The 11,823-nt window shown below is 72.8% G+C and carries 11 protein-coding genes; 4 read left to right on the forward strand and 7 right to left on the reverse strand.

Translation table 11 applies throughout. The annotated features are described in order from the left end of the window. Positions 1–192: 192 nt before the first annotated feature. The 6 genes from ACGRHY_RS14775 to ACGRHY_RS14800 all read right to left on the reverse strand — a co-directional run bounded on the left by ACGRHY_RS14775 (position 193) and on the right by ACGRHY_RS14800 (position 7,709). Positions 193–1,734 (reverse strand): type VI secretion protein, encoded by a 1,542-nt coding sequence (locus ACGRHY_RS14775; protein WP_394635803.1) that lies wholly within the window; start codon positions 1,732–1,734, stop codon positions 193–195. Positions 1,735–1,736: 2 nt separating this feature from the next. After that, on the reverse strand, positions 1,737–3,191 hold the full coding sequence (locus ACGRHY_RS14780; RefSeq protein WP_394635804.1) for an ATP-binding protein: 1,455 nt from the start codon (positions 3,189–3,191) through the stop codon (positions 1,737–1,739). A gap of 14 nt (positions 3,192–3,205) precedes the next feature. Beyond that, complete coding sequence (locus tag ACGRHY_RS14785; protein WP_394635805.1) at positions 3,206–4,756, reverse strand: SCO6880 family protein; 1,551 nt, start codon at positions 4,754–4,756, stop codon at positions 3,206–3,208. After that, positions 4,753–6,054, reverse strand: a complete 1,302-nt coding sequence (locus ACGRHY_RS14790; RefSeq protein ID WP_394635806.1) for a hypothetical protein — start codon at positions 6,052–6,054, stop codon at positions 4,753–4,755. Before ACGRHY_RS14790 ends, ACGRHY_RS14785 begins: the two co-directional genes overlap by 4 nt. Further along, the gene (locus tag ACGRHY_RS14795) at positions 6,044–6,835 is read right to left on the reverse strand and encodes a DUF8175 domain-containg protein (protein WP_394635807.1); all 792 of its coding nucleotides are present in this window, start codon (positions 6,833–6,835) and stop codon (positions 6,044–6,046) included. Before ACGRHY_RS14795 ends, ACGRHY_RS14790 begins: the two co-directional genes overlap by 11 nt. Positions 6,836–7,400: 565 nt before the next feature. After that, positions 7,401–7,709: a DUF8827 family protein gene (locus ACGRHY_RS14800; protein WP_394635808.1), complete on the reverse strand. Its 309-nt coding sequence runs from the start codon at positions 7,707–7,709 to the stop codon at positions 7,401–7,403. A gap of 157 nt (positions 7,710–7,866) precedes the next feature. Here ACGRHY_RS14800 and ACGRHY_RS14805 point away from each other — a divergent pair, with 157 nt between their 5' ends. From ACGRHY_RS14805 to ACGRHY_RS14820, 4 genes are all read left to right on the forward strand, one after another. Continuing rightward, positions 7,867–8,793: a C40 family peptidase gene (locus ACGRHY_RS14805; RefSeq protein WP_394638055.1), complete on the forward strand. Its 927-nt coding sequence runs from the start codon at positions 7,867–7,869 to the stop codon at positions 8,791–8,793. 207 nt (positions 8,794–9,000) lie between these two features. Further along, entirely contained in the window at positions 9,001–9,675 is a 675-nt protein-coding gene (locus ACGRHY_RS14810; protein WP_394635809.1) for a phosphatase PAP2 family protein, read from the forward strand. 389 nt (positions 9,676–10,064) lie between these two features. Then, positions 10,065–10,925: an SCO4651 family lipoprotein gene (locus tag ACGRHY_RS14815; protein ID WP_394635810.1), complete on the forward strand. Its 861-nt coding sequence runs from the start codon at positions 10,065–10,067 to the stop codon at positions 10,923–10,925. 115 nt (positions 10,926–11,040) lie between these two features. After that, a complete protein-coding gene (locus tag ACGRHY_RS14820) occupies positions 11,041–11,241 on the forward strand; it encodes a hypothetical protein (protein WP_394635811.1) in 201 nt (66 codons plus the stop codon). A gap of 100 nt (positions 11,242–11,341) precedes the next feature. On the opposite strand, the gene ACGRHY_RS14825 is transcribed toward ACGRHY_RS14820, so the two are convergent. Then, a complete protein-coding gene (locus ACGRHY_RS14825) occupies positions 11,342–11,662 on the reverse strand; it encodes a metal-sensitive transcriptional regulator (protein ID WP_394635812.1) in 321 nt (106 codons plus the stop codon). Positions 11,663–11,823 lie beyond the last annotated feature (161 nt).

Below are 11,823 nucleotides of genomic sequence, written 5' to 3' on the forward strand. Positions count from 1 at the left end.
ACGACGACGGTGGGTTCGACCGGGCGGAGGGAGTCGTCCGCTGGATCCTCTGAAGCGGAGATCCCGAGCAGCCGATGGAAGTAGGCGCTGATGGCAGTGGGGCCGGATACGCCGTCGACCACTCCACGGCCTCCTGGAGCTGACTCGTCCCCGTGGTGTCCTCACTCGGGCGGGCAGTCAGGGAACGGACCGTCAGGGCATGGGGCGCGCCGGCGGTTCGGCTTCGCCGAGCCGAGGCCACCAGGAGTGTGCCTGGGCCTCCGAGCGCAGCAGCGCCAGGGTCGGCATCCCCACCGACTCGCCGTTCGCCAGGAGGTCGGGGAGCTGGGGGACGGGAGCGACCGCCGCGACATTGTGGAGGATCAGGGAGAGTGGTGGGTCGAGCCGACCGGCGGATGACCCTGCGGCCATGCGGCGGCCGTGCTCGACCACGCTCGCGGTGAGAGCCGTGAGGAGTGGCATCGTGCCGGGGGCGCGGCGCGGGTCCTCGACGGTTTCGCCCACGACATAGAGCGTTCCCCATTCGGCCGCAAAGGATTCCAGGGCGGCCGAATCCGCGCGCGGTGCCGTACACGTGTTGCGGACGTGGAGTTGGGAGAGGCAGGAGAGGGCGCTTCGGACGGTGCGGACGGCGGCCTCCCGGCGCTCGGGGTGGGCGATCAGGGTCGCCTCCAGCTCGCCCGCCGCGCCGGACGCCGCCTTGGGGTGTGTGCGCAGGATCCGGACGGCCTCCGAGGAGGAGCCCGCCGAGGCGTTGGCCCAGCGGTGGACCTGGCGGAACGGCTCGCCGGCAACGGCGGCCGCGTGGAGCCAGCAGCCCAGGAGCGTCTCGGCGGCATCGTGGGCGGCCGCGTCCACCCTTGCCGGGCTGCGCACGGGGGCGAGCAGGGCCGAGGCCCGTGCGGCGGCGCTGCGGCGGTCGTCGCAGCCGTGGTGGGGCGACCAGCGCAGCCGTACGGGCGCGTCGGTGAGCTGTCCCGGGTCGTAGACGTGTACGGGGCCGAGCTTGGCGCGGGCTCCTGCGGTCTCCGCCCACAGGGCGGGGTCTGCGGTCACGACGAGTGCGGCTCCGGGGGCGGCGCGCAGGGCGTCGGCGGCCCGGACGGTGTGGACAGCGCCGTACTCGACGCCCACGGGCGGGCCGGAGAACGCCTCGGGGACGGGACGGGCCCGTACGGCGGCGGGGTCCTGTACGGGCTCCCGCGGGGATGCGGGGGCCGCCGCCTCGGAGAGGCCGGTTTCATGGGCCCCGGGCCCCGCGGGGGCGGGGAGGGGCGCCGCGGCCGTCTCGTGGGGCGCGGGCGGGGCGCCCTTGTGCGGAGCCGCCTCCCGGGCGGCCCGTCGGGCCGCGCGCAGGGCGCGACGGCGGGCCACGGCGCCGATGGCGAAGAACCCCAGGACCGTCAGGACCATCGCCTGGCCGATGAGGATCCCCCAGAACAGACCCGGCCCCGGCAGGGCATCGGCCTGTGCGCCGGGCCAGGCGGCGGCCAGATCACCCGGTTCGGAGACGAGCGCGCGCATGGCCGCCGGGGTGTGGACGAAGGCGACGCCCTGCGGCCAGGCCCCGTGGGCGAGGAGGCCGGCCAGCCCGGCGGCCGTCCAGCACAGGAGGGTGACGCCCAGCAGGAAGCCCATGAGGCCGAGCAGGAGGCCGTCGGGGACGCCTCTCTCCGGTGGGGTGCCCGTACCGCCGCCCTGCCTTCCCGGTGCTCCGGCGTGGCCCCGCGCCACCGTCAGGCCACCGTCTCGTCGGCGCGTGCGAGCCGCTCCATCGCGGCGGCCCGGGACTCGGTCTCGGCGTCGAGTTCGTCGGCCAGGGTGTCCTTCACCGGTGAGCGCGGGGAGGAGTCGGTGGGAGAGCCGGACGGGGAGTCCGGCGCGGAGGATTCGGTCATGGCGCGGTCGGTGAAGACCAGCGGGCGCTCGGTCTCCGTGACCAGGTGTTTGACGACCTGGACGTTGCCGTTGACGTCCCAGACGGCGATGCCGGGGGTGAGTGTGGGGATGATCTCCACGGCCCAGCGCGGCAGGCCCAGCACCTTTCCGGTGGCCCGCGCCTCGTCGGCCTTCTGGGCATAGATAGTGCGGGTGGACGCCATCTTGAGGATGGCGGCCGCCTCCCGGGCCGCCGCTCCGTCGACGACGTCCGACAGGTGGTGGACGACCGCGACGAACGACAGGCCCAGGCGCCGGCCGAACTTCAGCAGGCGCTGGAAGAGCTGGGCGACGAACGGGCTGTTGATGATGTGCCACGCCTCCTCGACCAGGAAGATGCGCTTCTTGCGGTCGGGGCGGATCCAGGTGTGCTCCAGCCAGACGCCGACGATGGCCATCAGGATCGGCATGGCGATGGAGTTGCGGTCGATGTGGGAGAGGTCGAAGACGATCAGGGGCGCGTCGAGATCGATGCCCACCGTCGTCGGGCCGTCGAACATGCCGCGCAGGTCGCCGTCGACCAGGCGGTCCAGGACGAGGGCCACGTCCAGGCCCCAGGCACGGACGTCCTCGAGGGCGACGTTCATCGCCTCGGCCGACTCCGGCTCCGGGTGGCGCAGTTGCTCGACTATGTCGGTGAGGACGGGCTGGCGTCCGGTGACGGTCTCGTTGACGTAGGAGTGCGCGACCTTCAGCGCGAAGCCGGCGCGCTCGTCGAGACCGTGGCCCATGGCGACCTCGATGATGGTGCGCAGCAGGGCGAGCTGGCCGGTGGTGGTGATGGACGGGTCCAGCGGGTTGAGGCGGATGCCCTGGTCGAGGGCGGCCATCGGGTCCAGGCGGATGGGGGTGACGCCCATCTGCTCGGCGATCAGGTTCCACTCGCCGACGCCGTCCTCCCCCTGGGCGTCCAGGACGACGACCTGGCGGTCGCGGAAGCGCAACTGGCGCAGGATGTAGGTCTTCTCCAGTGCCGACTTGCCGTTGCCGGACTCGCCGAGCACCAGCCAGTGGGGGGCCGGGAGCTGCTGGCCGTAGAGCTGGAAGGGGTCGTAGATGTAGCCCTTGCCGCTGTAGACCTCGCGGCCGATGATCACCCCGGAGTCGCCCAGTCCGGGTGCGGCGGTGGGCAGGTAGACGGCCTGGGCCTGGCCCGTGGAGGTGCGCACGGGCAGGCGGGTGGTCTCGGTCTTGCCGAGGACGAAGCTGGTGAAGGCGTCGGTGACGGCGGTCAGCGGATCGAACGCGGCCATGGTGTTGCGCCTCCTCAGCGGCGGATGCCGGTCGCGAACGGCAGGGTGTTCACGAACGCACGGTGATGCTCCCGGTCGCACCACTCCAGCTTCAAGTAGCTCTTTCCGGCCGATGCCCGGATCGTGCGCTTGTCACGTGCCAGGGCGTCGGGGTTGCGGGAGGAGACGGTGATGTAGCCGACGAGGTTGACGCCCGCGGCGCCGGAGGCGAGGTCCTCGCCGCGCTGGTCGACGCGGCTGTGGGCGGCCACGTCGCGCGGGTCGACGGTTCGGTTCATCTTGGCGGCGCGGCTGGCGTCGGCGGCGTCGTTGGTCTTCTCGGTGAGCATGCGCTCGATGGCGATCTCGGTCGGCTCCAGGTCCATGCAGACGGCGACGGTGCGGATCACGTCGGGGGTGTGGACCAGAAGCGGGGCGAGGAAGTTGACGCCCACGGGGGTCATCGGCCATTCCTTGACCCAGGCGGTGGCGTGACACCAGGGGGCGCGGGTGGCGGACTCGCGGGTCTTGGCCTGGAGGTGGGTGGGCTCGGCCGCGTCCAGCTCGGCGGGCCATGCGTTGCGGCGGCTCATGGCCTGGATGTGGTCGATGGGATGGTCCGGGTCGTACATGGAGTGGATCAGGGACGCCATGCGGGACTGGCCCAGCGGCTGCCGTACCCGGATGTCGGCCTCGGCGAGGCGGGCGCAGATGTCGGTGAGCTCGCGGGCCATGACGACGGCCAGGCCCTCGTCGCGGGTGAGGCGGCGGCCGGTGGAGGCGCGGGTGGCCTTGGCGATCGCGGCGGCCTCGGCGGCCAGGTCGCGGGTGTAGTGCATACAGGCGACCAGGTAGGCGCGGTGCTGCTCGCTGGAGGTGGAGACCATCGACAGCAACTGCTCGTAGGAGTCGCGCAGCCAGGGTGCGGACCGCTCGTCGCCGCGCTGCGCGACGTCCTTGGCGTGGGCGTCGGGGTCGGCGGGGAGGGTGCGGGCGAGCATCTGGAGCCGGGTGACGAAGCCGTCGCCGTTGGCCACGTGCTTGAGGAGGGTCCCGAAGCGGTCGACGAGGGCCTCCTGGTCCTCGCTGTCGCGCAGGCCCACGCCCGGTCCCTCGATCTCGATGGCGGCGGTGACGGTGCGGCGGTCGGCGTGGAGCAGTACGGCGATCTCGTCGGGCCCGAAGGGCGCGGACAGCCAGTTGACCCGGCCGACGCCGGGGGGCGCGGGGATGTCCACCTCGGTGCCGTCCAGCCGGGTGCCGGCCTCGGCGGCGGTGGAGCGGTAGGTGGTGCCGCGGCGCAGCAGACGACGGTAACTGCGTTTGATCTCGAACCACTTGTAGTACGTCCGGCCGTTGTAGGGGACGTACACCGCGGCCAGGGCGATCAGCGGGAAGCCGGCCAGCAGGGCGATGCGCAGCGACAGGACGGGGACGAGGAGCCCGCTCATCATGCCGAGGAAGGCGCCCGCGACGATCAGCGCGATCTCGCCCGTCTCCCGGTTCCTGCCGACGACGGCGTTGGGGCGGGCGCGCCCGATCATGTACGTGCGGCGCGGAGCGACGGTGTGGGACGGGGTCGTCATCCGCGATCACCTCCGGTGCGATTGCTGGTGGTGCCGCCGCCGCTGCCCGTGCGGGGCGGGGGCGGCGCGGTGGGCCGGGGGGGCTGGGCGCCGCGCGAGGCATGGGCGGCCACACCGCCGGAGACCGGGTTGGCGGGGCGGGGGGAGGCGCCGGACTGCCCGCCGCCGCTGCCGCCCTCGGCGCCGCCGCGTGCGCTGTGGGTGGTGATGCCCTGGCGGAGCATCGCGGCGGGGGAGGAGACGACGGCGGCGGCCGTACGGGAGGCGGGGTCGGCGCTCGCGTTGCGCTGGCGGACGATCTCGTCGCCGAAGCCGGGGACGAAGCGGTAGATCATGGCGCTGGCGAAGATGGCGAGCAGGATGATCGCCAGGCCGGAGACGATCGCGGAGAAGGCGTTCGGGCCCTCGTCGGAGGCGAGCGCCCCGGCGAGGCCGAGGACGATGACGATGACCGGCTTGACGAGGATCACCGCGATCATGATGCCCGCCCAGCGGCGTACGTGGCCCCACAGGTTCTTGTCGACGAGCCCGGCGTAGACGACCGTGCCCAGCAGGGCGCCGACGTACAGCAGGGCGGCGCGGACGACGAGTTCGAGCCAGAGGACGCCGGCGGCGAGGACGGAGACGAGGGAGACGACGATCAGCATGATCGGGCCGCCGCCGATGTCGTCGCCCTTCTTCAGGGCCTCGGAGAAGGAGCCGAAGAACTTGTCCGTGTCGGATCCGGTGCCCGCGGCGATCACGTCGGTGACGGCGTCGGTCGCGGTGACCAGGGTGTAGAGGATCAGGGGGGTGAAGGCGGAGGCGAGGACCGTCAGCCACAGGAAGCCGATGGCCTCGGTGAGGGCCTCGGTGAGGGGGATGCCGCGGACGGCGCGCTTGGCGACGGCCAGCAGCCACAGGACGAGGGTGAGGATCGTCGATGCGGCGAAGACGACGGCGTACTGGCGAAGGAAGGCGGGATTGGTGAAGTCGACGGTGGCGGTGGAGGAGACGGCCTCGGAGAGCTTGTCGACGATCCAGGCGGCGGCCTCGGCGCAGCCCTGTGCGAGGGAGGCGAGGGGGTCGAGGGTGGAAAGGGGGTCGGAGTCGGCGCCGCCGCTGTCGGGATCGCCGGTGTCGCACAGGTCCCTGGCGGGGCTGTTGAGTTCCTCGCAGGCGTCCGGCTCCTCGTCGGCCGGTGGGGACGTCGGCTCGTCGGCTGCCGCGCGGGCGGCCAGCCAGATCCCGGCGGCCTGCAGGCCCGCCAGGAGTCCGGCGAGCGACAGGGCGCGGCGGCCGGCTCGGTCAACGGGCATAGGTGAACCCTCCGTACTCCTCGACGGCCCTGCTGATGTCCTCGGCTGTGGAGGCCCGGATGTCGCCCGGTACGGGGGCGGGGCCGTCCTGCTGGGAGTCCTCGGCGATCCTCCAGTCGGATCCGGCCCACCGGAGCTGGAAGTTCCAGGTCTTCCAGGTGGTGGTCACGGGGATGGTCGACTCCTCGCCGGCCATGCCGATCAGACCCGTGTACCAGACCTCGACGGTGGCGCTGTCGTTCCCGTACTCCGTCACCCTGGTGCCGACGGGGACGGTGCGTGAGACGAAGGTCATGCCCTCGGGGGCCTCGCCCTCCGGGGTGAGCCCCAGGCGCTCGAAGAGGGCCTTCGAATAGGCCTTGTCCTGCCGGTCCTTGATGCCTGCGGCGGCTTCGGGGGTGTAGAGGGTGTCGACGAGCATGTGCCGGTGCTCGGTCTCGAACATGCCCGTGCCGCCCAGCGCCACCGCGTAGTTGGCCGCGGCGCTCTGTGCGCCCTGTTCGGTGCGGGGGAAGCCCGAGGGCACGCCGTTCGACCGCCCGGTGACGGGGCGTTCGCCGGTGGGGGCGGTGGGCCGGGAGTCCTCGCGGGCCTCCCGGTCGCCGCCGTCCGGCGGGGCGTCGCCGCCACCCCTGTTGGCGAAGGCGATGGCCGCGATCAGCAGGACGACGACGCCCACCACCGTCACCATGCTGCGGCCCATCCGGGCGGGTTGCCGTCTGGGCTCGTCGTACGCGTCGACGACGTCGTCCTCGTAGCCGCCATCGCCGCCGATGCTCATCGTGCGCGTGCCCTCTCGGTCGCCCGGGCGCCGCCCGGTTGGCGTAGTGCCCTGTCCATGACGTTAACTCCGCCGCGGCGGTTGTGGGACCGGTGTGTGCAGGATCGCTTCCGCACCGTGAGCGGTGGATCACCGGACTCGGCCCGGGGGCGCCGCCTCGCGCCCTCCGGGCGTGCTCCGGTGGGGAGGGAGGGGAGCCGGCCGGGGTGGGTGCGGATCCTGGGCTGGTGCATTGCTGCGGTGCTCTTTTTCCTGGTGGGGGGGGGGGGAGCGGTTCGGCGGCCGCGGCCCCTCGGGTGGGGCAGGGGCGGCGCCGGCGGTGTGCGCCGCCCGCCGACGGTGCGGCGCCCATGGGCGGGGGCGCCCGGTTCCGCGGGCCGTTCCGCCCGCCGCCGCGGGCGTGACGGTTGTCACGGCGCGTCAGGCGCCCGCCGGCCGGGGCGTTTACCGCCGGCCGGTGGTGTACGGGACGGTCCTGTCCGGTTCACCCGCCGGGCACGCGGGCGCGCCCGGGAGCCGGGCACCGGTGGGTGGGGGCCGGGAAGGGGGCGGGGGCGGTGCGCGGTTACACGGCCATGCCGTAGACGATCGTGAAGAGCGTGCCGAGGGATCCGATGATGAAGACCCCGGTCAGGCCCGCCACGATCAGGCCCTTGCCCTGCTCCGCACTGAAGGTGTCGCGCAGCGCCGTGGCTCCGATGCGCTGTTTGGCCGCGCCCCAGATGGCGATGCCGAGGCAGAGGAGGATGGCGACGGCCATGACGACCTCGATCATCACGCGGGCCTCGCTGCCCAGCGATCCGAACGGGCCCCAGTCGGGGGCGATTCCGCCGATGATGGTGGTGATGTCGCCCTTTTCGGCTGCCAGAAACATGCTGTGTTCACCGCCCCGGTGAGGGTTGTCGAAAGTTGCGCTTCACTTGGATTCTGACACGGTTGCGGCCGAATCGGCAGTGAACTCCTTTCAGATGGGGGAGGGTTGAGGGGTGCGGAAGGCGTGGGTGGCGATCGGAGCCGGCTTCGGGCTCGTCATGTGCTTGCTGGCGCTGCTCGTGGTGGGCACGTACAGCGCCGCGTCGAACCTGTTCGGCGGACGGGGCGGTGCGGTCGCGCTGGCGGAGAACGCGGTGCCGGCGGCGTACCGGCCGCTGGTGCAGAAGTGGGGCAACTACTGCCCGGCGCTCAACCCGGCGCTGCTGGCCGCCCAGCTCTTCCAGGAGAGCGGCTGGAACCCGAGGGCGCGCAGCCCCGCCGCGGCGCAGGGGATCGCCCAGTTCATCCCGGGCACCTGGGCGGTCCACGGTGTCGACGGCGACGGTGACGGCGATCGCGACGTGTGGGATCCGGCCGACGCCATCCCGTCGGCGGCGAAGTACGACTGCACGCTGGCGAGGAACGTCCGGGGGGTGCCCGGCGATCCGACGGACAACATGCTGGCCGCCTACAACGCGGGCCCGTACGCGGTGACGAAGTACGGCGGGGTGCCGCCGTACCGCGAGACCCAGAACTACGTGAAGGTCATCCGGAAGCTGGAGAGGAGCTTCGCGGCGCCCGCCGGGCGCCTGTCGCCGACGAAGCAGGCGGCCGGGGCGATCGACTTCGCGCAGAAGAGGCTGGGGACGCCGTATCTGTGGGGCGGGGACGGCACGCCGGAGGACGGCGGGCGGTTCGACTGCTCGGGTCTGACGAAGGCGGCGTACGCGAGCGTGGGCATCGAGCTGCCGCGTGTCGCCAACGATCAGTGGAACGCCGGTCCGCACCCGAGGCGGGATGAGTTGCTCCCGGGTGATCTGGTCTTCTTCGCGTACGACTTGGAGGATTCGCGGTCGATCCACCACGTGGGGATCTACGTGGGCGGTGGCTATATGATCGACGCGCCGTACACGGGCGCGGAGATCCGCTTCGACCCGATCGACTCCCCCGACTACTTCGGGGCGACGAGGCCCACGGCGTCGTGAACTCCGGGGCGGCCGCCGCCCCGGAGGTGCGGTGTGCGGCCGCGGTCCCCGGATCTCGGGCCCCAGGTGCGGGTCACCCTCCGATAACGTCCGGGTGATCGTTCGGTGGAGGTCGGAACGTGCGGCCGGGGCAGGGCGTTTCCTTGTCCGGAACGAGCATTCCGCTACCACGGGGGTCGGCAGCGAAGAGTGAAGGGCAGCATTGCGATGGCCGAATGGGACAACCCCGACGTCGAGCTGCTCTACGACATCAACGGATTGGCCAGGGACGCCCCCGACTGGGCCGACCACCTCATGGAGTACGTCGGCGAGTACGGCACGATCGTGGCGCTGGCGATGCTGGGTCTGTGGGCCTGGTGGACGGCGCGGCGCCGCCCGGACGCGGTCCCGGCGGTGGCCGGACTGCTCTGGGCGCCGCTGGCGGCCGGGGTGGCGGTGCTGGTCAACGTTCCGATCCGGGGGTTCGTGGAGCGGCCCAGACCCTTTCTGACCCATGACGGGCTGGAGGTGCTGGTGGACGGGAAGAGGGACTTCTCGTTCGTCAGCGATCACGCGACGCTGGCGATGGCGCTGGCCGTGGGGATCTTCATGGTCAACCGGCGGCTGGGTCTGGCCGGCATCCTGGTGGCGGTGTTCGCCGGGGTCTGCCGCATCTACATGGGGGTGCACTACCCCACCGACGTGATCGGCGGCCTGGCGCTGGGCACGGCCGTGGTGCTGCTGCTGGCTCCGGTGGCGCTGGCGCTGCTGACGCCGCTGCTGCGCGCGGTGGCCGCCTCGCCGCGGGCCGGCCGGCTGGTGAGCGTCTCGCCGGAGCCGGTGGCGCGGACCGGAGGGCCGGACGCGGAGCGGCAGCCGCAGGACCGGGACCTGGTCGCCTGAGGGCGTCCGGGAGACGGGCGCCCGAGGAAGGTTCGCGGCCGCCGGGGCATGTGCCCCGGCGGCCGTTCGCCGTCTCCGGGGCCGTCTCTCCGACGGGGCCTCACATCTCCCGGCGGGCTTCACGCCTCCTGATGGGCAGCGGCGTCCGCACGGGCGCGTCCGCGGGCCCGCCGGGCCGGACCGCGCCATCCGCAACTGCAGGCGGCGCTGCAGAACGGGCCCTTCTCGACGGTCGAGATCAGGTGCTCCTGCGGTGGCGCCGGCCGCTGGGGCGGAGCCCCCTGGCTGTCGTCCTGCTGCACACGGTCACGGTACCGGCCGTGACGGGGGTGCGGGGGCGTCGTTATTCGGAACGGGTTCCGATACGCGTGCTTGGGGGTCGTCAGACGATGGTGGTGCAGCGGGGGCGGAAGGGCAGGGCCGCGGCGGTCGGCGAGGTCTGCGCCGGGACGGTACTGGTGGTCCTTGCAGCCGCGGGCTGCTCCGGGCGGGGGGCCGCCGCCGCTGCCGACGTGAGTGCCGCCGAGGCGCGGGCCGCCGTCCGGGAGGCGGCCGAGGCGCTGGCCGGATCGGGCACCTCCCGGACGCGTACGGCGGTGGAGATGACCAACGGCGGCACCCGGGTCACCATCCGGGGCACGGGCGTCTTCGACTACGGAAGGCGGACGGGACGGCTGAGGGTGGTGCTGCCGGGTGAGGCCACCGGCGAGAGCGAGCGCCGCCGGGTCGTGGAACTGGTCACGCCGGGCGCGCTGTACATGAGGAACCGGGGCGCGGGTGTGCCCGACGGCAAGTGGGTGCGCGTGGACACGGCGACCCTCCCCGACGGGAACCTGGTCACGGGGGGCGCCACCGACCCGATCAGCGCCGCCGAACTGCTGCGCGGTGTGCGGTCGGCGTCGTTCCACGGCGAGGAGCGGCTGCACGGGGAGACGGTGCGGCACTACCGGGGCACCGTGGACCTCGCGGCGGCGGCGGAGGCGGCGGAGCCGAGCTCGCGCGGGCAGCTCGCCGCGGCGGCGAAGGGGCTCTCGAACAGGACGGTGGCCTTCGACGCGTACGTGGACGAGCGCGGGCGGCTGCGGAAGGTCCGGCACCGCTTCGCCTTCCCGCGGGCGTCGGGCGCCCCGGGCCGGGAGGGGGAGGCCGCGGTGGTGTCCACCACGTCGCTGTACGGCTTCGGCGTGCCGGTGGAGGTCGAGCTGCCGGAGCCGGAGGACATCTACACAGGGAGGATCGCCGCGCCGTAGGGAGTGCGCCGGAGCGCAGCCGGGAACAGCGGCGCGAAATGGTCCGGACGTGCCATGCGCGCAGGGCGCGCTTCTTCCTACTCTGGGGTTCGGGTGCGTCGGAGGGGAGGCGGAGGTGGTGGTGCGTGTGTCCGGCGAGAACAGCGGTCCGCTGACCGAGGACCACGTGGCCCTCGACGAGATCGAGCTCTACGGGGAGCTGATGATCGCGGCGTCGGCCGCGGTCGAGGACCGGCTCAGTCCCGCCCGCATCGACGAGGTGCTGCGGGTCGGGCGCGACCACGAGCGGAAGGGCCGCGGTCGGCCGCGGCCCTGACCGTGAACCGGCGGTCGCCCACCGCCCACCGGCCGCCGGCGTCCCGGACCCGGGCAGGACAGGGTGGAACGGGACGGGGTGGAACGGGACGGGGCGGGCGTCAGGTGCGCAGCAGCCGGGCGATGGCGGCCGTGGCCTCCTCCACCTTGGCGTCGATCTCCTCGCCGCCCTCGGTGGCCGCCTGGGCCACGCAGTGGCGCAGGTGCTCCTCCAGCAGTTGGAGGGCGAAGGACTGCAGGGCCTTGGTGGACGCCGAGACCTGGGTGAGTATGTCGATGCAGTAGACGTCCTCCTCGACCATGCGCTGCAGCCCGCGGACCTGACCCTCGATGCGCCGCAGCCGTTTGAGGTGGGCGTCCTTCTCCTTGGCGTAGCCGTGCGGACCATGGGCGGTCTCTGGACGGGCGTCGGTGGTCGTCATACGGTCCTCCCGTGGTCGCCGTGAGGATCAATACCCCCACTGGGTATATGGTACCGAATGTTCCGTTCTGCGGTGATGAGAGCGTGGATCCCCGGGTACGGAGCGTGTGGTCCGATGGGTGACACTGAAGGACGCCGGTTCGATGTGGCCGGATGATGCGC

Origin of the sequence: Streptomyces shinuiensis, assembly GCF_043660855.1 — a bacterium.
In the GTDB taxonomy this organism is placed as follows: Bacteria; Actinomycetota; Actinomycetes; order Streptomycetales; family Streptomycetaceae; genus Streptomyces.

What these genes read in the sequence shown, in the direction of transcription:
- ACGRHY_RS14805 (WP_394638055.1), top strand. Translation starts at nt 7,867, where the DNA reads ATGTGCTTGCTGGCGCTGCTCGTGGTGGGCACGTACAGCGCCGCGTCG.
- ACGRHY_RS14780 (WP_394635804.1), bottom strand. Translation starts at nt 3,191, where the DNA reads ATGGCCGCGTTCGATCCGCTGACCGCCGTCACCGACGCCTTCACCAGC.
- ACGRHY_RS14785 (WP_394635805.1), bottom strand. Translation starts at nt 4,756, where the DNA reads ATGACGACCCCGTCCCACACCGTCGCTCCGCGCCGCACGTACATGATC.
- ACGRHY_RS14790 (WP_394635806.1), bottom strand. Translation starts at nt 6,054, where the DNA reads ATGCCCGTTGACCGAGCCGGCCGCCGCGCCCTGTCGCTCGCCGGACTC.
- ACGRHY_RS14795 (WP_394635807.1), bottom strand. Translation starts at nt 6,835, where the DNA reads ATGAGCATCGGCGGCGATGGCGGCTACGAGGACGACGTCGTCGACGCG.
- ACGRHY_RS14825 (WP_394635812.1), bottom strand. Translation starts at nt 11,662, where the DNA reads ATGACGACCACCGACGCCCGTCCAGAGACCGCCCATGGTCCGCACGGC.
- ACGRHY_RS14810 (WP_394635809.1), top strand. Translation starts at nt 9,001, where the DNA reads ATGGCCGAATGGGACAACCCCGACGTCGAGCTGCTCTACGACATCAAC.
- ACGRHY_RS14815 (WP_394635810.1), top strand. Translation starts at nt 10,065, where the DNA reads ATGGTGGTGCAGCGGGGGCGGAAGGGCAGGGCCGCGGCGGTCGGCGAG.
- ACGRHY_RS14800 (WP_394635808.1), bottom strand. Translation starts at nt 7,709, where the DNA reads ATGTTTCTGGCAGCCGAAAAGGGCGACATCACCACCATCATCGGCGGA.